Origin of the sequence: Streptomyces otsuchiensis (assembly GCF_004305975.1) — a bacterium.
GTDB lineage: Bacteria > Actinomycetota > Actinomycetes > Streptomycetales > Streptomycetaceae > Streptomyces > Streptomyces otsuchiensis.
On the sequence record NZ_BHZI01000078.1, the window covers coordinates 1 to 21,240 of the forward strand.

The 21,240-nt window shown below is 72.5% G+C and carries 18 protein-coding genes; 10 read left to right on the forward strand and 8 right to left on the reverse strand.

Annotated features, from left to right (window positions below; translation table 11 throughout):
- The first annotated feature begins 214 nt into the window (after positions 1-214).
- From tgmA to E0D90_RS09850, 4 genes are all read left to right on the forward strand, one after another.
- Positions 215-487, forward strand: coding sequence for a putative ATP-grasp-modified RiPP (gene tgmA / locus E0D90_RS09835; protein ID WP_103502808.1), 273 nt, complete (start codon positions 215-217; stop codon positions 485-487).
- Positions 487-1,389 (forward strand): ATP-grasp ribosomal peptide maturase, encoded by a 903-nt coding sequence (gene tgmB / locus E0D90_RS09840; RefSeq protein WP_130797385.1) that lies wholly within the window; start codon positions 487-489, stop codon positions 1,387-1,389. The genes tgmA and tgmB overlap by 1 nt, the downstream gene beginning before the upstream one ends.
- Positions 1,390-1,445: 56 nt before the next feature.
- Positions 1,446-2,588 (forward strand): ATP-grasp peptide maturase system methyltransferase, encoded by a 1,143-nt coding sequence (gene tgmC, locus E0D90_RS09845; protein ID WP_130797386.1) that lies wholly within the window; start codon positions 1,446-1,448, stop codon positions 2,586-2,588.
- 215 nt (positions 2,589-2,803) lie between these two features.
- The gene (locus E0D90_RS09850) at positions 2,804-3,706 is read left to right on the forward strand and encodes a MerR family transcriptional regulator (protein ID WP_130797387.1); all 903 of its coding nucleotides are present in this window, start codon (positions 2,804-2,806) and stop codon (positions 3,704-3,706) included.
- 8 nt (positions 3,707-3,714) lie between these two features.
- Here E0D90_RS09850 and E0D90_RS09855 read toward each other — a convergent pair whose 3' ends face one another.
- Both E0D90_RS09855 and E0D90_RS09860 read right to left on the reverse strand, forming a co-directional pair.
- Positions 3,715-4,581, reverse strand: coding sequence for a GNAT family N-acetyltransferase (locus tag E0D90_RS09855; protein WP_130797388.1), 867 nt, complete (start codon positions 4,579-4,581; stop codon positions 3,715-3,717).
- A 104-nt stretch (positions 4,582-4,685) separates the two neighbouring features.
- The gene (locus E0D90_RS09860) at positions 4,686-5,117 is read right to left on the reverse strand and encodes a winged helix-turn-helix transcriptional regulator (RefSeq protein WP_130797389.1); all 432 of its coding nucleotides are present in this window, start codon (positions 5,115-5,117) and stop codon (positions 4,686-4,688) included.
- A gap of 130 nt (positions 5,118-5,247) precedes the next feature.
- On the opposite strand from E0D90_RS09860, the gene E0D90_RS09865 reads away from it, so the two are divergent.
- Positions 5,248-6,120 (forward strand): aldo/keto reductase family oxidoreductase, encoded by an 873-nt coding sequence (locus E0D90_RS09865; RefSeq protein ID WP_130797390.1) that lies wholly within the window; start codon positions 5,248-5,250, stop codon positions 6,118-6,120.
- Between the two features lie 62 nt (positions 6,121-6,182).
- On the opposite strand, the gene E0D90_RS09870 is transcribed toward E0D90_RS09865, so the two are convergent.
- Positions 6,183-6,920, reverse strand: coding sequence for a VOC family protein (locus E0D90_RS09870; protein ID WP_130797391.1), 738 nt, complete (start codon positions 6,918-6,920; stop codon positions 6,183-6,185).
- A gap of 217 nt (positions 6,921-7,137) precedes the next feature.
- On the opposite strand from E0D90_RS09870, the gene E0D90_RS27750 reads away from it, so the two are divergent.
- Positions 7,138-7,557 (forward strand): hypothetical protein, encoded by a 420-nt coding sequence (locus E0D90_RS27750; protein ID WP_227870109.1) that lies wholly within the window; start codon positions 7,138-7,140, stop codon positions 7,555-7,557.
- Positions 7,558-7,904: 347 nt separating this feature from the next.
- Here the strand turns inward: E0D90_RS27750 and E0D90_RS09885 are convergent, their stop codons facing one another.
- A complete protein-coding gene (locus E0D90_RS09885; protein WP_103502817.1) occupies positions 7,905-8,693 on the reverse strand; it encodes a metal-dependent hydrolase in 789 nt (262 codons plus the stop codon).
- A gap of 155 nt (positions 8,694-8,848) precedes the next feature.
- Here E0D90_RS09885 and E0D90_RS09890 point away from each other — a divergent pair, with 155 nt between their 5' ends.
- Positions 8,849-11,374, forward strand: a complete 2,526-nt coding sequence (locus tag E0D90_RS09890; RefSeq protein WP_130797393.1) for a DEAD/DEAH box helicase — start codon at positions 8,849-8,851, stop codon at positions 11,372-11,374.
- 174 nt (positions 11,375-11,548) lie between these two features.
- Here the strand turns inward: E0D90_RS09890 and E0D90_RS09895 are convergent, their stop codons facing one another.
- From E0D90_RS09895 to E0D90_RS09910, 4 genes are all read right to left on the reverse strand, one after another.
- The gene (locus E0D90_RS09895; RefSeq protein ID WP_130797394.1) at positions 11,549-11,941 is read right to left on the reverse strand and encodes a roadblock/LC7 domain-containing protein; all 393 of its coding nucleotides are present in this window, start codon (positions 11,939-11,941) and stop codon (positions 11,549-11,551) included.
- A 119-nt stretch (positions 11,942-12,060) separates the two neighbouring features.
- Positions 12,061-14,013 (reverse strand): sensor histidine kinase, encoded by a 1,953-nt coding sequence (locus E0D90_RS09900; RefSeq protein ID WP_130797395.1) that lies wholly within the window; start codon positions 14,011-14,013, stop codon positions 12,061-12,063.
- Between the two features lie 415 nt (positions 14,014-14,428).
- Positions 14,429-14,884: a peptidoglycan-binding domain-containing protein gene (locus E0D90_RS09905; RefSeq protein WP_103500262.1), complete on the reverse strand. Its 456-nt coding sequence runs from the start codon at positions 14,882-14,884 to the stop codon at positions 14,429-14,431.
- 330 nt (positions 14,885-15,214) lie between these two features.
- Positions 15,215-15,394 carry a tail-anchor membrane protein gene (locus E0D90_RS09910; protein WP_103500263.1) on the reverse strand — a complete coding sequence of 60 codons (180 nt, stop codon included), beginning with the start codon at positions 15,392-15,394 and terminating at the stop codon, positions 15,215-15,217.
- A gap of 211 nt (positions 15,395-15,605) precedes the next feature.
- Here E0D90_RS09910 and E0D90_RS09915 point away from each other — a divergent pair, with 211 nt between their 5' ends.
- The 3 genes from E0D90_RS09915 to E0D90_RS09925 all read left to right on the forward strand — a co-directional run bounded on the left by E0D90_RS09915 (position 15,606) and on the right by E0D90_RS09925 (position 21,194).
- Positions 15,606-18,530 (forward strand): SCO1167/SCO6262 family helicase, encoded by a 2,925-nt coding sequence (locus E0D90_RS09915; RefSeq protein ID WP_130797396.1) that lies wholly within the window; start codon positions 15,606-15,608, stop codon positions 18,528-18,530.
- Positions 18,527-19,975: an SWIM zinc finger family protein gene (locus E0D90_RS09920; RefSeq protein WP_130797397.1), complete on the forward strand. Its 1,449-nt coding sequence runs from the start codon at positions 18,527-18,529 to the stop codon at positions 19,973-19,975. Before E0D90_RS09915 ends, E0D90_RS09920 begins: the two co-directional genes overlap by 4 nt.
- 136 nt (positions 19,976-20,111) lie before the next feature.
- Positions 20,112-21,194 (forward strand): BUD32 family EKC/KEOPS complex subunit, encoded by a 1,083-nt coding sequence (locus E0D90_RS09925; protein ID WP_130797398.1) that lies wholly within the window; start codon positions 20,112-20,114, stop codon positions 21,192-21,194.
- The last annotated feature ends 46 nt before the right edge of the window (positions 21,195-21,240 follow it).

Consider the following 21,240-nt stretch of genomic DNA (forward strand, 5'->3'; position numbering starts at 1 on the left):
CCCCACACCACCCCGACCCCGCCCATGACCGCAACTCCTCTTGAGCGAAGGCAACATCGGGATGAGTCGCCACCTCGCTAGCGCTCACGGGTGACCGGCCCCGCAGCGCACCATCAGGGGCCCTCATTCAGCCGCGCGGGGGATCGACGGCTTGGGCCATCTGGCCGAAGCTATTGAACTGTCAGCACCACCAGGTAACGGAGGCGCAGAACAGATGACGCAGACGCCCGCACCGTGGGGCACGCAGCGAATGGGGCCGTATGCGGCCACCACCACGGTTCCGCAGTACACGCCCGTGATCGACCCCGAGACGCAGATCGCAGTGATCGTGGACAAGCACGGCCGCACGGTCGAACTGGGCAGCCACGGCACCAGCACGAGCGGCCTGACCCCCACGACGACCACACCCGGTGACGGGTCCAGTCCGGGCGGCGCGACCGACGCGGACAGCACCGAGTCCTACGACCAGGACCAAAGTTCCGGCTGATGGGTGACCGCAGGTCGGTGCTGGTGCTGACCAGTCCCTACGACGTGACAGCGGACCTGGTGTTGCGGCATCTCTCCGAACGGCGGATTCCTGTGGTCCGTCTCGACCCTGGCGCCGACCTGCACGCGCGTGCCTCACTGACCGCCACGTACCGCACGGGCGAGCAGCGGGGCACCCTGCGCACGACAAGCCGGGAGCTCGACATCAACCGCGTTCGGTCGGTCTGGGCACGCAGGCCATCGCCCTACCGTGGTCCACCCGAGCTGAGCGACCAGGACCGCCGGTTCGCCGCAGAACAAGCGCTGTGGGGCGCAGGTGGCATCCTCGCGTCCCTGCCCGGAGCGCACTACGTCAACCACCCGTGGAACAACCGAGCTGCCGAGTTCAAGCCATCGCAGCTTTCCACCGCGCAACACTGCGGATTCCTGGTGCCTGACACGACGATCACCAACGACCCTGACGAGGCACGCGAGTTCGTCATGTCACACCATGGCGGAGCGGTCTACAAGCCACTGTGGAACACGCCGTACCGAGTTGACGACCACCCACACAGCGTCTGGGTCCGGGAGGTGCACGCGGCCGAGATCACTCATGCCGTGTCCGTGTGCCCCCACATGTTCCAGACCAAGGTGGACAAGGCTTTCGACGTGCGGGTGACCGCCGTGGGCGAACGACTGTTCGGGATTCGGATCAACAGCCCGGATCTCGACTGGCGTTACCGCCAAGATCTGATGACGTGCGCTCCGGTCGAGGTGCCGAAGTCCGTCGCGCGTGCGGTCGCTATGTACCTCGCCGAACTCCGCTTGATCTATGGCGCGTTCGATTTCTCCGTCACCGCTTCCGGTGACTGGTACTTCCTTGAGTGCAACCCGAACGGCCAATGGGCATGGCAGCCGGTCTAAACCACCGTAGCTGTCGCCCTCGCCATCGCCGATCAACTGGAGAAAGGCCCCGACACGTGAACACAGCGACTCAGCTCCGCGCCGCACTCGCGGACAGACTCACCGAGGAAGGCACCCTGAGGGAACCCGAGTGGAGCAGCGCGGCCAGGGCGGTGCCCCGCGAGCTGTTCACGCGGTCCTACTTCCAGGCCGTGGTGGGCAGCGTTCCGACCACCTACCGCCCCGTCCGTGAGGGCGAGCCCGGATGGCTGGAGGGGGTCTACTCCGACGAAACGCTGACCACTCAACTCGACGGCCGGACCAGGCCCGACGACGTGACCGAGGGCATCGTGCCCGGCTCCCCCTCGTCGTCGTCAACCCTGCCGTCTCTGGTGTTGCGCATGTGGCACCAGCTCGGCACCGAGGCCGGACACCGGGTGCTGGAGATCGGCACGGGCACGGGCTACTCGACTGCCCTCGGCGCGCATCGTCTCGGGGACGCCAACCTCACCAGCATCGAGTTCGACCCGGTAGTGGGCGGGGCTGCGGCTGCGGCGCTCAACGTGGCCGGTTTCGCCCCCCGGCTGATCATCGGTGACGGGCTGCGCGGCGATCCGGACGGCGGACGGTACGACCGGCTCATCGCCACCTGTTCGGTCCGGTACATCCCTCTGCCGTGGCTGCACCAGGTCAGGCCGGGCGGAAAGATCCTGGTCGCACTGTCCGGCTGGAGCTATGCCAACGCCCTCGCGCTACTCGATGTCACCAGCCCCGGACAGGCCACGGGCCGGTTTCTGCCCGGGTACACCAGCTTCATGATCGCCCGATCCCACGACCGACCGCCCCGCCCGACACTGGCCCTGCTGCCCGGGGACGAGCGCCCGAGCCAGATCAACCCTGCCAACCTCGACGACTGGACGGGTGGTTGGATCGCACAGCTCGCGGCACCCTCGGCCGAGCGCATGGGGGCGGGAGCGGAACAGATCCTCTGGGACGTGTCCACCGGTTCGCAGGCCCGGACAGTGCCCGACGCCACCGGGGGGTGGAGCGTCGTGCAGCGCGGACCCGTGCGCCTGTGGGATCGGGTCGAGCGGGCGGTGCGGTGTTGGCAGGACGCCGGTGCACCCCACCAGGAGGCATTCGGCATCACGGTCTCGCCCGCCGGCCAGCGGGTGTGGCTCGGTGCCGAGGACGGGCCGGGCTGGGACCTGCCGATCTGACACGCAGCGGTCCCAGCCAAGGGGTGCGGGCACTGGTGCTGTGCGCGTATTGGTGACCGTGGTCAGCGAGGCGAGAGGAAGCAGAACTCGTTGCCCTCCCGGTCGGCCATGCCTCTCCTGGCAGCGTCGCGGGCGAGCGTCTGGGTTGCACCTTCCGTTGCGGCATGTGGTCCGATGGACTCGCGTCACGGCCCCTTGAGGAAAGGTCCCTGTTCATGCATCCGTCGTTCATGCCACCTCGCCAGGTCAAGATCGGTGACGCGGCGGCATTCGTCGGCAGCACGCCACGGGCGATTCGCCACTACCACCAGATCGGTCTGCTCCCCGAGCCCGAGCGGGGCGGCGATGGCCGCCGACGCTACGAGTACGAGGACATGATCCGTCTGCTGTGGATTCGCAAGATGGCCGACGCCGGGATCGCCCTGGACGACATCCGCGACGCCTTCACCAGCGGCACGGCTTCCGCCGGTGCGGACAGCGGAGAAGGTGTCGCGGGCATCCTGGAGCGGTTGGAACAGACCCTGGCCGAGCAGGAGGAGAAGCTGCGGCGGCAGCGAACCGCCGTGCAGCGGATGCGCACCGAGGGCAGCCGGATGGGCCTGCTCTCCGACTTCGTCACCGAACGCCTCAAGAGCCTGCCCGAGGGCTCTCTGCGTCAGGAAGACCTGGACATCCTGCTGGTCACTGAGCGGATCTTCGGCCCGCTCGGGGCGGCCGTCCAGGCCACCCGCTTCGTCGCCCTGGCCGCCCGTCCCACGCTGCGGGAGGATTCCGACCGCATCGACGAGGCCGAGGAGGCGCTCGATGACAGCGTCGCCGTCGATGATCCACGGGTGGCTCACGTGGCAGCCGAGCGGCACGCCTTCGAAAGCGCCCTGAACGCCTTCATCGAGGAGTCCGGCCTGGACGTGGCCGAGGACGACCTCTTCGACGCCTGGGACACCTTGCACCCCGAGGACAGCGAGGACGAGGCCGGCCCCGGCTCCGGCAGGCGGGAGGCCGGCTCCATGAGCGCAGGGGAAGCCATCGGCAAGATGCCCTACGACTTCTCCCCAGCCCGCCTGCGCTGCTTGGAACTGACCGCGGAACTGTTTGCCCAGGACTCACCCGCCACCTGAATCACGGCTTACGCGTCCCGGCGGCTGTCCCGGGTCTCGGGGAGCTTCTGGAATCCGGCCGAGGCGTAGGTGGCGACGCCGCCGGTGTTGGAGGTCGGAGTGCAGACCAGGGCGGAAGAGGAGCCCAGCTCCCGGAGGGCCGCCGCCGCGGCGACACTGATCGCCCGGCCGTAGCCTCGTCCGCGGTGGTCACGGTGCACGCCCATCGGTTCGAGCAGCCCGGGCTTCCCCGGACCGGCCGACCAGACCGTCACCGCCGCGACCGCCTGGTTCCGCTCGTCGTACGCGAGCAGGCACCGGCCGTCGGCGTACGCCGGCCCCGCCGCCATCGCGTGCCAGCGCTCGTCCGTGAAGGTCGAGCTGTCGAACGCCGCCCGCTGCACGGCGACCCGGGCGTCCACCTGTGCCGGGCCGGCCACGTCGATCCGCACACCGGGGTCGGGCAGAGGTTCGGTGAGGTCGTGGCGCAGCGGCGTCCACGGTTCGTCGGCGTGCCAGCCCCGCTCGGCCAGCAGTTCATGGATGAGGGTGGTCGTCGGCGCCTCGACGGACGCCTTGCCCGCGCCCAGCACGCCGCGCTCGGGCTCGGCCATGTCCTGGGCGAGCCGACGCGCCAGCTCCTCGTCCTGCCGGACGTCCGGCGCGACGGTGACCCGGAACAGCCGGGGACTGTCCAGCAGTCCGACGGCGAGTATCCGACCGTCCCGGCTCCAGCTCCGGACCGCCGCAGCCGTCGCCTCCGCGCCGAACCGCCAGAACCAGCCCACATCCCCCGGATGCAGTTGCGTCGGGGCTCCCTCGTCCTGCCATTCCCGCAGTGCGCCCACTGCCTGGGCCAACCCGTCGACGCCCGGTGTGCGCAAGGTGATCTCCATGTGCCGATGGCACACCACAACACCGTTCGGCCGCAATCGAATTGGCTGCGGGGAGCCCGACCGGCGCCGGAACATGCCCAGCGGTACCGGGGCGCGCCCCGTCGCTACGAAGCCCGTGCGTCGTAGTGCTCGCGGTTGTCGAGGACATCGTCCATGTGGGTCTGCGCCCACGCTCTGAGCCCCAGCGTCAGGTGGTGGAGTGAGAGGCCGAGATCGGTCAGCTCGTAGGTCACGGTGACGGGCACCGTGGGGGTCACGGTGCGGGTGAGCAGACCGTCGCGTTCGAGAGCCCGGAGGGTCTGGGTGAGCATCTTCTGGCTGACGCCGGCCAGTCGCCGGGCGAGTTCCGAGTAGCGCATCGCGCTCGGGCCGTGTGAGCTGCCGGGCTGTCCGGGTCCGTCACCGCCCAGCGCGCACAGGATCAGGACGACCCATTTGTTCGATATCCGTTCGAGGAGCTGACGGCTGGGGCACACCGCGAGGAACGCGTCGTACTCAGCCTTGTCCTGTGCCTGCCGGTCTGCCTTCGTCGTCACCGATCTCGCCCTGCTTCCCCTGCGCTGGTTACGCACTTCAGAGTGCCTACTTCCCGATAGGAAGTATGCCGCTGAGACTGGTGCGCGGGGCCCGGAGCCCCTCCCCTGACACGAAGTGAAAGGCACTGCGATGGACACGCCCTCGACAGCTCTTCCCGCCGGAACGTGGACCCTGGGAGACGCGACCGTCACCCGGTTCGGCTACGGCGCGATGCAGCTCGCCGGCCCCTGGGTCTCGGGGCCGCCCGCCGACCACGACGGCGCACTGGCCGTCCTCCGGGAGGCAGTCGGCCTCGGCATCACCCACATCGACACCAGCTACGCCTACGGGCCGCGCGTCACCAACGAGTTGATCCGCGAAGCGCTCCACCCCTACCCGGAGTCGCTGTTCATCGCCACCAAGGTCGGCGCGAACCGCGACGCGCAGGGCGGCTGGCCCACGGCCCGGCGGCCCGAGGACCTGCGCAGGCAGGTCCACGAGAATCTCGAATCGCTCGGCGTCGAAGCGCTCGACCTGGTCAACATGCGCATGGGCGACGCTCAGGGCCCCCAGCCCGGCTCGATCACCGAAGCACTCGAAGCACTCGTCGACCTTCAGCGAGCGGGACTGATCCGCCACCTGGGCGTCAGCAACGTCACCGCGGAGCAGGTCGCCGAGGCACGCGGCGTCGCCCCGATCGTGTGCGTGCAGAACCTGTACAACCTCGCCCACCGCCACGACGACGACCTCGTGGACCAGCTCGCCGCCGACGGCATCGCCTATGTGCCGTTCTTCCCGCTGGGAGGGTTCACCCCGTTGCAGTCCGAGGCGCTCTCGCAGGTCGCGAACCGGCTGGGGGCGAAGCCGATGTCGGTGGCGCTGGCCTGGCTGACGCAGCGCTCGCCGAACATCCTGCTCATCCCCGGCACCTCCTCCACCGCCCACCTGCGCGAGAACATCGCCGGCGCCGGACTCTCCCTCTCCCCCGAGGACCTGGCCCAGCTGGACCGCATCGGCCGCTGAACACCGCCGGAGGCTTCGGCACCCCGCCCGCGAAGCCGGGCGGAGAGCGCGGCCGGCAGAGGTCAGCGAGGAGAGAGGAGGCAGAACTCGTTGCCCTCCGGGTCGGCCAGAACCGTCCAGGAGATCGCGGACCGGTCGATGTCGGTATCGGTGGCACCCAAGGCGCGCAGCCGGGCTTCCTCTGCCTTCAGGTCGTCATCGGGGTAGGGGCAGACGTCCAGGTGGACGCGGTTCCACACGCTCTTGGTGTCGGGGCTCCGGATGAACTCCAGGTAGGGTCCGACGCCCTTGGATGAGCGCATGGTCGCGCGGTCGTCGGTGACCTGGTGCAGCGTCCAGTCCATCGCCCCGTCCCAGAACCGGGCCATCTCGCGTGGGTCGGCGCAGTCGACCACCACCGCCGCGATCAGCCCGGTGTCCTCGTAGACCGGGCGCGGCTCCAGGACGCAGAACTCGTTGCCCTCGGGGTCGGCCATGACCGTCCAGGGGACGTCGCCCTGCCCCACGTCGGCGAGCGTCGCGCCGAGATCCTTCAAGCGCGCGACCAGAGCCGCCTGATGGGCGGTCGAGGTGGTGGCCAGATCAACGTGCACCCGGTTCTTCACGGTCTTGGCTTCCGGGCGGGCGACGATGTCGATGCAGACGGCCACCGGGTCGGGGTAGGCGAAACCCAGGGGTTCGAGGTTGGTCACGCTGGGCCCCTCGCTGTGGGTACCCCACCCCAGTGCCTGAGCCCAGAACCTGCCGAGCGCGGAGTCGTCCTGGGCCGTCATATTGATCTGCACGAGTCTGGTCGTCATCCGCAGATCCTAGACGCATCGGCCCGACGTGTCGCTCACGCGGGTGATAGGGCAAGTGCCTCTGATGGGCGCGCTGTTGGGACCATGCGCAGGTGACCTCAGGACTCGCCGCCGGAAGGACGACCGAGCGTGTGCGCTCGCTCCGGAGACGAGACCGCCGCCCCGCTCCCCCTCGATCGGCTCACGGTCTGCGAGCTGACCGGTCAGGGAGATTCGCGTGATCTACACGTTGTGCGTCGTGAGGGATGACGGTGAGTGGTTCACGGGGCAGCTCGACGATGACGGCTCGACTATCTGCTGGGCTGCCTACGGCTCCGACCTGGATGAGGCCATCCGCAGCCCCGGACGACACTCAGCCTCATCGGGAACCTTCGCGACAGGCCCTGGTGCGGGCGGCATGGCGGCGGCGCGTGTTTCTCGCGCCACCCGGTCGATCCGTGGCAGCGGCGAATCCCGCGCACAAACCTGGAGCCTGCTCACCAGCCCGCCCGTCATGGGGACTGCAGGGCAACGGCACGTCGTCAGGTGCGGGGTTCACCCGGGTCAAGGGCAACCAGCGCGTTCGCCGACCGGTTCGACACGCGCGGTCCACGTCGAAACCACCGTGCTGATCGCCGCGCCGGGCACGAGGATCTGACACCCTTGAGCAGCCGGTGCCTGCGCCGAAACGAAGAACCCTGCAGCCCCGTTCATCGCAGCCGCGATAGGGCAGCACGGCGTTCATGGTCGCGCGACGGCCCCACAGGCTCTCCATGCTCGCCGGCGGCCAACCGTCATCGTCGATGTCCATGTGGAAACGGACCTTGACATGCGCTCCGCCGATATTCGTCACCGGGCCATCCTCTCCGGTGGTCCGGAGACAAGGGGATCAGACTGTGCGCAACGACGGCCCCTCCTGAGCAACCGCATGGGCGGAGGACGGGTGGCGATCCACGCGCCCTCTCAACCGCCTGCCGCGTCGTCGCGTTGTCCCGGGGCGCGACCTCAGGCCGCCAGGTACAGGGCGCCCGCACCGCAGATGCCGCTGACGGCCATGAAGACGGGCATCAGCACCGCGTTCTCCACCTTCGAGCCGGCCCGGAAGCGCATGAAGCTCGGGGTCCCCGCCGGGTACCAGCGTCGGCCCTTGATGGAGAGCGGCCAGAACATCGGGCAGCCGGAGATGGTAAGGCTGTCTCCGAGGGTGTGGACGATGGAGCCGAGGATGATGGGGAGCCCGATCCACAGGTAGGGCTGGTCGTCGAAGAGCCAGGTGGCTCCGTTGCCGGGCTTGTCGAGGATGTCGGCCAGGATCCACGCGGAGGCGGCGCCCAGCAGCCAGACCAGGACGTCGCTGGAGGGGCGCGCCATGCGCCACAGCAGTCCCTCGACGGCGAGCACCATGTGGATGAAGAGGATGATCAGCACGGCCCAGCGGCCCCAGTAGATCGCGGCGGCCGAGAAGCCGACGCCGATCAGGACGGCCCAGATCCAGGTGTGGGTCAGTGTGCGGTGGCCGCCGGTGCGGCGCCGGTCCTGGCGGCCCCGGGTCGCGTTGTAGACGGTGACCGACAGCTTGTCGATGAACGCGCCCAGCCAGCGGGAGAACGGCCCGAAGGCCCGGGATATGGTCGCGTTCTTCTGGTCGAGGTCGGGCGCGAGGGCGGCTCCGGCGCAGATCAGCGCTCCGGTCAGCAGCACGGGCCAGGGCATCGGGTTGTCCGCCCATGCGGCGGCCAGTCCCACCCCCAGCCAGGCCATCGCTCCGGACAGTGAGTGCGCTGGTCCCATCATCGCCGTACGCCCCGTCTTTTGTTGCCAGTTGGGATAAGTCAGGGCCCCGCCGCGTGAACGTGAGGGTGCTCCGTGGCGGCACAGCGTATCCGTAGACGATCTTCGGATGATCGGCCGGTTCCCCCTCCGGGCGGCCGGGCAGGCAAGATGGTGCGGTGACCCTTATCGATCAGATGCCTGCGGACAGCGACCCCGATGCCCTCTTCGACGCCTTCTCGTCGTGGACCGAGGAACGGGGGATCACGCTCTATCCCGCTCAGGAGGAGGCGCTGATCGAGGTGGTCTCGGGCGCCAACGTCATCCTGGCCACCCCCACCGGCTCGGGGAAGTCGCTGGTGGCGGCCGGTGCGCACTTCGCCGCGCTGGCCCGGGACGAGGTCACCTTCTACACCGCGCCGATCAAGGCGCTGGTGTCGGAGAAGTTCTTCGAACTGTGCAAGATCTTCGGCACCGAGAACGTGGGGATGCTGACCGGCGACGCCTCCGTCAACGCGGACGCCCCGGTCATCTGCTGCACCGCCGAAGTGCTGGCGTCGATCGCGCTGCGTGACGGCGCCGACGCCGACATCGGCCAGGTCGTGATGGACGAGTTCCACTTCTACGCCGAGGCGGACCGGGGCTGGGCGTGGCAGATCCCGCTGCTGGAGCTGCCGAAGGCGCAGTTCGTGCTGATGTCGGCGACCCTCGGCGACATGAGCCGGTTCGAGGAGGACCTGACCCGGCGCACCGGGCGTCCCACGACGGTCGTCCGGTCGGCGACCCGGCCGGTGCCGCTGAGCTACGAGTACCGCACCACTCCGATGACGGAGACCCTCACCGAACTGCTGGAGACCCGTCAGTCCCCTGTCTACATCGTGCACTTCACCCAGGCGCAGGCGGTGGAGCGGGCGCAGGCGCTGATGAGCATCAACATGTGCACCCGCGCGGAGAAGGACGAGATCGCCGCCCTGATCGGCAACTTCCGCTTCACCACCCGCTTCGGCCGCAACCTCTCGCGCTACGTGCGGCACGGGATCGGCGTCCACCACGCGGGGATGCTGCCCAAGTACCGGCGGCTGGTGGAGAAGCTGGCGCAGGCGGGGCTGCTGAAGGTGATCTGCGGCACCGACACTCTCGGGGTGGGCGTCAACGTCCCCATCCGCACGGTGCTGTTCACGGCGCTGACCAAGTACGACGGGACCCGGGTGCGCACCTTGCGGGCGCGTGAGTTCCACCAGATCGCCGGCCGGGCGGGCCGGGCCGGGTTCGACACCTCCGGCTTCGTGGTGGCACAGGCCCCGGAGCACGTGGTGGAGAACGAGAAGGCGCTCGCCAAGGCGGGCGACGACCCGAAGAAGCGGCGGAAGGTGGTGCGGAAGAAGGCACCCGAGGGCTTCGTCAGCTGGGGCCAGAACACCTTCGAGAAGCTGATCGCCGCCGACCCGGAGCCGCTGACCTCCCGTTTCCGGGTCAGCCACACCATGCTGCTGGCGGTGATCGCCCGTCCCGGCAACGCCTTCGACGCGATGCGGCGGCTGCTGGAGGACAACCACGAGCCGCGTCAGCAGCAGCTGCGGCACATCCGGCGGGCCATCGCCATCTACCGCTCACTGCTCGACGGCGGCATCGTGGAGCGGCTGCCCGAGCCGGACGCGCAGGGCCGGATCGTGCGCCTCACCGTGGACCTCCAGGCGGACTTCGCGCTGAACCAGCCGCTGTCCACCTTCGCGCTGGCCGCGTTCGAGCTGCTGGAGCCGGAGTCGCCGTCCTACGCCCTGGACATGGTGTCGGTGGTGGAGGCGACGCTGGACGACCCCCGGCAGATCCTGGCCGCGCAGCAGAACAAGGCGCGGGGCGAGGCGATCGGCCAGATGAAGGCCGACGGGATCGAGTACGAGGAACGCATGGAGCGGCTGATGGACATCACCCATCCCAAGCCGCTGGAGGAGCAGCTCTTCCACGCCTACCACGTGTACCGGCGCAGCCACCCCTGGGTAGGTGACCACCCGCTGTCCCCGAAGTCGGTGGTGCGGGACATGTACGAGCGGGCGATGACGTTCGGCGAGTTCGTCTCCCACTACGAGCTGGCGCGGACCGAGGGCATCGTGCTGCGCTATCTCGCCAGTGCCTACAAGGCGCTGGAGCACACCATCCCCGACGACCTCAAGTCCGAGGACCTGCAGGACATCACGGCCTGGCTCGGCGAGCTGGTGCGGCAGGTCGACTCCAGTCTCCTGGACGAGTGGGAGCAGCTGGCCAACCCGGCCGAGGAGGACGCGGAGGAGGCCCGGGAGCGCGCCGACCAGGTCAAGCCCGTCACCGCCAACGCGCGGGCGTTCCGGGTGCTGGTGCGCAACGCGCTCTTCCGCCGGGTGGAGCTGGCGGCGCTGGACCGTGCCGGGGAACTGGGCGAGCTGGACGCCGAGGCCGGCTGGGACGCCGACGCCTGGGGTGCGGCGCTGGACGACTACTGGGCCGAGTACGACAGCCTGGGCACCGGGCCGGACGCCCGCGGCCCGAAGCTGCTGCAGATCGAGGAGCTGCCGGCCGACGGGCTGTGGCGGGTGCGGCAGACCTTCCACGACCCGGCGGGCGACCACGACTGGGGGATCTCCGGCGAGGTGGACCTCACCGCGTCCGACTCCGAGGGCCGCGCGGTGCTGAAGGTGACCCGTGTGGGCCGCCTCTCGGACATGCGCTGACGCCGGGGGCTGGGCGTGCGCCGCGCCCCGGGCATGACTGAACCGCCCCGCGGGCTCGCCTGTTCGCGGGGCGGTGCCCGGGACGGTCCCGTCTCGCGGGACGGTCACGGCCCGCGGGACGGTCGCGGCCCGCGGGACGCTACCGGCCGCCCGCCCGGCGGCCGGTGACGTCGGTCAGGCGCCGTCGCGGGCGGCGACGCCCATGTGCTCACCGACCTTGTTGACCAGCAGCTCCGTCTCGTAGCCGAGCTGGCCGGTGTCGGTCTCGCCACCGGTCAGCACGGCCAGCGCGCTGCCATCACCGGCTGCGGTGACCAGGAGCACGCCGTCGTCGAACTCGATCATGGTCTGGCGGACATCACCGCTGGAGAACTGCCCGCCGATGTTCCTGGCCAGGCTGTAGAGGCCGGAGGCGACGGCGGCGAGCCGCTCGGCGTCGCCCCGGGCGAGTTTCCGGCTGGTGGAGGTGACCAGGCCGTCGCTGGACAGCAGCAGGACATGACGCACGCCCGGTAGCCGTTGCGTCAGATCGTCCAGCAGCCAGTCGAGTGTGGTGCTCAGTGCCATGGCTCTGCTCCCATTTCCTTCGGGCGACCCGCGCCCACAGCCTTCCCCACCCGGCTGCCGAGAGCAACCTCTCGGACACCCGGTGGCCGAACAGCGCACGATTCGGGGCTAATCCGTGCCTACGCGGACAGTGCGGCATCCTGGGCCGCGCCGTACGGCAGCGGTTCCTCGGGCGACAGCAACGACGCCGGGAGCAGCACGGAGGCCGCCGTCCCGGAGTGCGCGGCGGTCCGCAGTTCCACGCGCACGCCGTGGCGGGCCGCGAGCCGTCCCACCACGAACAGCCCGAGCCGGTCGGGTTCTTCGGGCCCGGGCGCCTCGCAGCGGGCGATCCGGAGGTTGGCGTGCCGGAGTGCGGCGATGTCCAGTCCGGGCCCCCGGTCCTCGACGACGCACTCGAAGCCGTCGGGCCGGGCGTGACCGGTGACCCGGACCCAGGTGTGCGGCGGTGAGAACCGGGCCGCGTTCTCCAGGAGTTCGGCGAGCAGATGGGTGAGGTCGGCGACGGCGCCGCCGGCGACGCCGACGCCCGCCGCGGTGCGCAGCTCGATCCGGCGGTAGTCCTCGATCTCGGAGACGGCCGCCTGCAGCACGGTGGCCAGCGGCACCGGCGCGCTCCAGCTGCGGGCGGGCTCGGAGCCGGAGAGCACGAGCAGCGACTCGCACTGGCGGCGCATCCGGGTGGAGAGATGGTCCAGCCGGAACAGTTCCTCCAGCGCCGACGGGTCCTCGGTACGGCGCTCCAGCTCGTCCAGGAGCACGAGCTGCCGGTTCACCAGGTGCTGGCCGCGCCGGGCGAGGCTGACCAGCGCCGGGGAGATCCCGTCGCCACCGGAGACCAGGCTGTCGCCGGAGACGGGGGCGCCGCCGGAGATCCCGTCGCCACCGGAGACGGGCGTGTCGGCGGAGACGGGGGTACCGTCGCCCGCGTTGCGCAGCGCCGCCCGGTGCATCGCGCCCAGCGCCTGCTGGACCCGGGCGATCTCGTCGTGGGCGCCGGGGTGTTCGGGCGCCTCCGTGGCGATGTCCACCGAGCCGCCGGAGCGGATACGGCGCATCGCGCGCGGCAGCTTGCGGCGGGCGATGTCCAGCGCTTCCGCGCGGAGGGCGGCGAGGTCCGCGAGCAGCTCCCGCCCGGTGCGCAGCGCGACGAGGACGGCCGCCCCCAGTGCCAGCAGCCCGAGCAGAACCAGCGCTCCGGCTCCGCCGAACCAGGACCCGTCGCCGGCGTCCTCCCGGGCCTGCGCACGCGCCGTCTCCCTTACCTCGGCCAGTTCCTCGGCCAGCGGCCCGTGGGCCGCCTCCCAGCGCGGCCAGGCCGCGTCCGCCGCCGCGCCCGCGGTGCCCGGTCCGGCGGCGACGACCTCCTCGGCGGCCCTGCCCGCCGCCGCGTGCTCCGCGCCGTCGAGGACGGCGGTGAGGCGCTCGGCTGCCTCCGTGGGCAGGGAGCCGGGGGCGGCGTCCTCCAGCGCGCGTCGGCCGTCGCCCGCGGCGGCGAGGCCGCGCAGCTGGGACGGGGTGAGGGTGCCGGGGCCGCGCGCGGCGAGCATCAGGGTGTCCTGGCGGGCGAGGAGTTCGGCGGCGTGGTCGAGTTCGGCGGCGGGCGGGCGGGCGTCGCCGGTCCCGGCCAGCGCGAGCACGGCGTCGACGGCGGCCGTGTGGGCGGTGTGCAGCTCGGCCCAGTCGGCGCTGCCGGCGGCCGCGCGTTCGCGTGTCCGGTCGAGCTCCTTCAGCAGCTTCACGGCCTCGGGCGCGAGGTCGGGGTCGAGGGTGCGGGCGGCGTCCCGGGTGCGGTCGGCGGCCTGGGCGGCCGGTCCGGCGTTCCGTGGGTCGTCGAGGGCCAGCCAGGCGGTGGTGGCGCGCCGTTCGTCCTGGAGCGCCTGGACGACGGCGTCCGGGGCGGTCCAGGACTCCACGGCGTCGGCGGCCTCCCGCTCGGCGGAGAGCCGCTGTGCGGTGGTGAGCGCGGTGTGGCACCACAGGAGGGCGAGGGCGGTGAGGGGGACGGCGAGCAGGGCGAGAAGCCGGGCCCGCACGGTGCGCGTTCGGGGTGGCTGCGCTGTGTCGATCATGGGCGTGCTGGCTCCCGGGCTCCGGACGGACGCGCCACACCGGCGGGGTGGGCCCGTCACCGGTGCGTGCGCCGGCGTGCCGCGTGGGCACGCCGGTCCCGGACGCTAGCCGCGCTCAGCGGACCGTTTCTGCCGCTGTTCCATGCTGGGCGGAATATGACGACGACACGCGCCGCCGCGACAACTACCGATCACGCACGCGCAGATCATGCGCGGCGCGCTTTCGGATTCTTGCGGTTCCGGTCAGTGGCGGTCGCTGTGCTCTGCCGCGCGCCTCGGGCGCCCCGTCTACCCCACCGGCCCCACGGGGGCTGGGGCGCGCGGCGGGCGCGCCGCGAGCCCGTCGCCAGGTGCGGCGACGGGCGGTGGGGCGACGCGGACGGTGCCGCGCCCCGGGGCGCGGCACCGCGTGACGTCAGCGGCTGGCGGCGTAGGTCCGGAACGCGGCCTGGGTAGCGGGGCCGGCGATGCCGTCGATCGCGCCGTCGTAGCCGTAGGACTGGAGACGGCGCTGGAGCGCGCGCACCGTGGCGGGGCCGACGACCCCGTCGATCGCCCCGGTGTAGCCGGCGCTCCTCAGGCTGCGCTGCATGGCCCGCCAGCTGGCCGGGCCGAGCTGACCGTCGATGGCCCCGGTGTAGCTCCAGAGGTCCCGCAGGTAGACCTGCAGGTTGCGTGCCTGGGCGGTGGTCAGACCGAGGTTGACCACGGCCAGCGGGGCGACGGACTCCGCCGCGGGCTGCTCGGCGGAGGTGGACGCGGAGGGGACGACGGGCACGGCGGCGGCGGGGCTGGCCGCCAGCACTCCGCCCAGCACGCCGGTGCACAGGAACAGGGTCACCGCTACGCGCGGACCACGACGCTTGTGCATGTCTTGTGACTCCTCAGGGGCGGGCGTGCGGCCCGCGCCGGGGTCCCGGCGCGGCACCTTGCACGCTTCTTCCCCACGGCGGTGACCACGCGACCCGGAGTTCCGGGCCGCCGGCACCGTTCGGGGGCGAGACCACTCTCCCCCGGGAGGGTCCGGGCCCGCATTGATCATCAGAGCCATCGGCTTGACAGTGTGCGCCAGTCCGTCAACCAGCGGTGCCGGCGCGGGACGGGACGGCACCAAGACGGCGCCGGGCCGGCCGGGCCACAGCGACAAGCTGTGGCCCGGCCGGCCCGGGAGGTGTGTCCGCCGCTCGACGGCGGCCTGCCGCTAGCGGATCTCCTTGCGGGAAACCCGGCGCAGGCGGCGGCGCTGCGAGGAGTCGAGGGTGAGGTAGGCGACGGCGGGAATCCCGAACATCACCAGCGCGGCGATCCAGAAACTGGTCAGCCACCACAGCACCAGCCCCACGGCGACTCCGCCGATCGCGATCTTTCCGCTCGTGGACATCACGGTCTCCTTCCTCGGCGGGCGGCCCCCGCTCACTGTTGAGGACGTCATTCCCCACGCGGAGGTTGCCTACCGTTTCCGGCACGCGCGGTCCGCCCTGCCTCCAGCTTCCCACGGGGGCGGCACTCCGCCGTCGTCGGCACGGGTACCGGCTGGGGTACCCTCGGCCCCCTCGTCGCCACTAATCAAATTTGAGGAGCATTCCGGCGCTGTGACCGCTCTCCCCTCCGCTCCCCCGGGCACACCCGCACTCCGGCTCTCAGCCGCCGAGCTCGCCGCGCTGGCGGGCTGCGCCGCCGTGCTCCTGCCGGCCGATCCGCCGCGCGCCTCCGAGGTGGCGTTCTGGCGCCCGGACGGCGAAGCCCCGCTGCCACGGCCGCCCGAGCGCGGCTACCTCCCGCTGGAGGTGGCCCTGCCGGACCGGGCCGGAGAGATCGCGGTGTGCGAGGTGCCCTCACTGCGGCTGACCGTGGCCGAGGCCGTCCCCGCGCTCACCCGGGCCCGCGCCGCCGGGACCGGCTCCGCCGCGGGCTTCTGGGGCCAGGCGGCCCTGCTGGCGCTCCAACTCGCGGCGCGCGGACGGCTGCTGCCCGGGCTGACGCCCGACGACATCGACGCCTGGCGCCTCGGGCCACTCGACGCGGAGGACCTGAAGCGGCTGGAGGAGCTGGCCGCCGCCATGCCACCGCACGCCCACGCGGTGCCGCTGACGCCCACGGCGGAATCCGCGTCCGCACGGCCGGCGGCGGACGAGGCTCCGGGGCACGACAGCCCGCGGGCAACGGTGCGGCTGCCCGAACCGGGAGCGCTGCTGCGCGCGTTCCTCGGCGCCGTCGCCGACGGACTGCCCCGTACCCCCGCCGCCGCACTGGCCGCCGGCGGCCCGGCCTTCGCGGGCCCGGCGCCCCGGCGGCTGCCGCGCCACCGGGCCTGGGCGGACGCCGTGGCCGCCGGTCACGACGCGGGAGTGCGGCTCTCGCTACGAGTGGAGGCCCGTGGCCCGGCGGAGGACCCCGCCGCCAGGCTGCGCGCCGTACTCCAGGCGCACAGCCTGGCGGACCCCTCCCTGGTGGCCGACACCGCGCGGCTGTGGGACGGCGACGCCCCGGCGGGCTTCGGACCGGCGGCCGGGCGGGAGGTGCTGCTGGCGCTGCGCCGGGCGGCGGCCGCCTGGCCGCCTCTGGGCCGCCTGCTGCGCACGGCGGTGCCGGACGCCCTGGAACTCGCGGACGAGGAGATCGCCGAGCTGCTGGGCGCACCGGCCACCGACGCCCTGCGGGCAGCCGGCACCGAAGTGCACTGGCCCCGTGAGCTGCTGCGCACCCTCACCACCCACGCCGAGGTGGGCCCGCCACCGGGCGCGCCCACCGGCGCCCCCTCGCTCCTCTCCCCCGACGCCGTGCTGCGCTTCGACTGGCGGTTCACGCTCGACGGCCACGAACTGACCCGCGAGGAGCTGCACCGGCTCGCCGAGGCGAGCCGCCCGGCGGTTCGGCTGCGCGACCGCTGGATGCTCGTGGACCCCGCCGAGGTGCGCCGCGCACTGGACCGGCGGGACAGCCGGGTGGACGCCCTCACCGCGCTGGGCGCGGCTCTCACCGGCACGACCGGTGAGAGCGGGGACCGGGTACCGGTACGCGCCACCGGATGGCTGGAGACCCTGCGCGAACGGCTGACCGACCCCGACCGGCCCGGCCCCGAGCCGGTGGAGCCACCCGCCGAACTGGAGGCGACCCTGCGCGACTACCAGCGGCGGGGGCTGGACTGGCTGCACCGGATGACCTCCCTGGGCCTGGGCTGTGTCCTCGCCGACGACATGGGGCTGGGCAAGACCCTCACGCTGATCTCGCTCCATGTCCACCGCGCCCGCCAGGAGTCGCCCCCGGGGCCGACCCTGGTGGTCTGCCCGGCGTCCTTGCTCGGCAACTGGCAGCGCGAGATCGGCCGGTTCGCCCCGGCGGTCCCCGTGCGCCGGTTCCACGGCGCCGCCCGCGACCTGGAGGGGCTCGCCGACGACGAGTTCGTGCTGACGACCTACGGCACGCTGCGGCGCGACGCCGAACGGCTGGCCGCCACCCGCTGGGGACTGGTCGCCGCCGACGAGGCGCAGCACGTGAAGAACCCGCACGCCGCCACCGCGCGGGCCCTGCGCACCGTCCCGGCCGGAGCACGGGTCGCGCTGACCGGCACCCCCGTGGAGAACAACCTCACCGAACTCTGGGCGATCCTGGACTGGGCCACCCCCGGTCTGCTGGGTCCGCTGAGCCGCTTCCGGCACCGCTGGGCCGACGCCGCCGAGAGCGGCACCGACCCGGAGGCCGCCCGCCGGCTCGCCGCGCTGGTGGGGCCGTTCCTGCTGCGGCGCCGCAAGTCGGACCCCGGCATCGCGCCGGAGCTGCCGCCGAAGACGGAGACCGACCGGGTGGTGGCACTGAGCCCGGAGCAGACCGCGCTGTACGAGGCCGTGGTGCGCGAGGGGCTGGAGGCGGTCGCCGAGAGCGACGGCCTGGCGCGCCGGGGTCTGGTCGTGAAGCTGCTGACGGCGCTCAAGCAGGTCTGCAACCATCCCGCGCAGTACCTCAAGGAGAGCGACCCGGTCCTGACGGGGCGTTCCGGGAAGCTGGAGCTGTTCGACGAACTCCTGGGCACCATCCGGGCGGAGGGCGCGGCGACTCTGGTGTTCACCCAGTACGTGGCGATGGCGCGGCTGCTGGAACGCCACCTGGCCGCACGCGGGGTGCCGACCCTGCTGCTGCACGGCGGGACGCCGGTGCGCCGCCGCGAGGAGATGGTGCGCGCCTTCCAGGACGGCGAGGCGCCCGTGTTCCTGCTGTCGCTCAAGGCCGCCGGGACCGGCCTCAACCTCACGCGCGCCGAGCACGTGGTGCACTTCGACCGGTGGTGGAACCCGGCGGTCGAGGCGCAGGCGACCGACCGTGCCTACCGCATCGGCCAGGACCGGCCGGTGCAGGTCCACCGGCTGATCGCCGAGGGCACCGTCGAGGACCGGATCGCCGCGCTGCTGCGCCGCAAGCAGCGGCTGGCCGACGCGGTGCTGTCCGGGGGCGAGGCCGGTCTGACGGACCTGAGCGACGCCGAACTGGCGGAGCTGGTCGTGCTGCGGGGTGCCCGATGACACGAGGACACGAGGACGGCCCGCCGCCCGGGAGGGACGACGGGACGGACGACGCCACGAACGACGCGATGGACGGCGCGGGCGCGCAGCGGGCCGCCGAGCGGGTGCTGGAGGCGCTGCCCCCGGTACGCGGGCGCGGCTTCGCCACCACCTGGTGGGGCCGGGGCTGGCTCAAGGCGCTGGAGGACACCGCGCTGGACTCGGCCCGGCTGGCCGCCGGCCGCAAGCTGGCGCGCGCGGGTGCGGTCGGCGCGGTGCTGGTGCGTCCGGGCCGGGTGACCGCGGTGGTGCGCGGACGGGACGGCACGGGGCACCGGGCCGACGTGCTGCTGCGCACCTTCGCTCCCGGTGAGTGGGAACGGCTGCTGGAGACGGTCGCGGCGGAGGCCGGGCATGTGGCGGCCCTGCTGGACGGTGACATGTCACCCCGGCTGGTCGAGGACGCCGAGGTCGCCGGGGTGGAGTTGCTGCCCGGCATCGGGGACCTGGAACCCGAGTGCGCCTGCGGGGAGTGGGACCACTGCGAGCACACCTCCGCGCTCAGCTACCAGGTGGCGAGGCTGCTGGACGCGGACCCGTTCCTGCTGCTGCTGGTGCGCGGGCGGGACGAGGGGCGGCTGCTGGCCGAACTGCGGCGGGCGGGCGCGGCGTCGGCGGCGGAGGCGGTCGGGCCCGACGGCACCGGCCCGTCCGACGCGTCCGAAGCGCGGGAGGAGCGGGCGCCGGCGGGTGTGGACGCGGCGGACGCCTACGCACGGCCGCCGCTGCCGCTGCCGCCACCCCCGGCGCTGCCCGAGGCGCCCGGGACATCACCGTCGCTGACGGCGGCCGGGGACGGCGAGGATGTCGACGGCGAGGCGCTGGAGTTCCTGGTGCGGTGCACGGCCCGTCGGGCGGCGCGGCTGCTGGCCGAGGCGCTGGCGCCCGGCCACGCGCGCACCGCACCGGAGCCCGCGCTGACCGACCCCTGGGAGGACGCGGCCCGGCTGGCCTCGCTCGGCCGGCCCGGCCGGCGTCTGGCGGGGCGGCTCGCTGCCGGCTGCGGCCGGGACGCCGGAGAGCTGGCGGTCGCCGCCGCCGCGTGGGGCCACGGAGGGCGAGCCGCGCTGGAGGTGCTGGACGGGACACCGGCCGGGGCCGACCCGGCCTCCGTTCTCTCGGATTCCGCGGACGACCCGGCGGGTGGGGGCGGCTGGGAGGACGTGGGCGGTCGTCCCCGGCTCAGACGCTCGGGCGACCGCTGGACGGTCGTCGGCGAGGGACTGCAGCTGCGGTCCGGCGCGGACGGCCGCTGGTGGCCCTACCGGCGCACGGGCGGACGCTGGTGGCCGGCCGGACCGGCAGAGCCCGGCCCGGCCGCGGCACTCGCGGCGGCCCGGCTTGCGGCCGACGAACTCGCGCAGCCGGCCACACCGCCCGGGACGGTGCCGGAGCGGGGCCGCTGAGGTGGTTCGCGGTCGGCGGACCGCGGATGGCCGTGGCTCTTCGAGCGGGCGCGGCCGCCGATGACTTCGGAAGTCAGGTTCGGCTTGCTGTCATGATCGACGGCAGTCGGTGTCGAGGTCGGTCCGGGAGCTGCTGATGGATATGGCCGTGTCGGGGTACTCCGCGCGGGTGTCCGCGTACGCGGGTGTGGGCGCACGCCTGTCCCTCCTCAGTGACCGGCGGCTTCAGGAGGCCGTGGCCGCCGCCACGAGGCTCGGTTCCGGCATCGGCGGCAGGTCGGCGCAGATGCCGGTGGAGGGGGTGCCCGTCTTCGTCAAGCGGGTCCCGCTGACGGACGTCGAGTTGCGGCCGGAGCACGTGCGGTCGACCGCCAACCTGTTCGGTCTCCCGCTCTTCTATCAGTACGGCCTGGGGTCGGCGGGGTTCGGTGCCTGGCGGGAGCTGGCGGCCCACATCCTGACGACGAGCTGGGTTCTGGAGGACGCTTACGCGGGGTTCCCTCTGCTGTACCACTGGCGGGTCCTGCCGGACAGTCCGCCCGACGGCTTCGCCGACGAGTTCGGAGGTGTCGAGGGGGCGGTGGCACATTGGGACGGATCGCCGGCGGTGCGCCGCCGGCTGGAGGCCGTCGGGCGGTCGTCGTTCAGCCTGGTGCTGTTCCTGGAGCATGTGCCCCGGACACTCGGTGACTGGCTCGACGGGGCACGGGACGCGGCCTGGCAGGGGCGCGCGGGTCCCTCGCCCCACCTGTGGGTCGAGGACGCCCTGCGGCGGGGGACTGAGTTCATGAGCGCGCGCGGGCTGGTCCACTTCGACGCGCACTTCTCCAACCTGCTCACCGACGGGCGGCAGGTGTACTTCTCCGACTTCGGGCTGGCTCTGAGCCGCGACTTCGAACTCTCGGCGGACGAGGACGTCTTCCTCTCCGACCACCTCCTGTACGACCGCTGTTACGCACCGGGTCACCTGCTGCGCCATCACCTTCCCGACGGCGTGCGCGGCGGCGCGGGCCACGGGAGGTTCCTGCGCGACTGGGTCGCGGGCCACCGGCCCCACGGGGTCCCGGAGGACATCGGCGAGATCGTCGGCCGTCACGCGCGGCAGGTGATCGTCCTGGACGACTTCCACCACCGTCTGGCCGGCGAGAGCAAGGGCACGCCGTTCCCCGCGGCCGAGCTCCGGCGAGCGCTGGGAGGCGTGTCGTCGTCGCCGGAGTGAGGGCGCGCGGCCGGGCCCCGTCGGCCCGGCCGCGCACGCCCCCGAT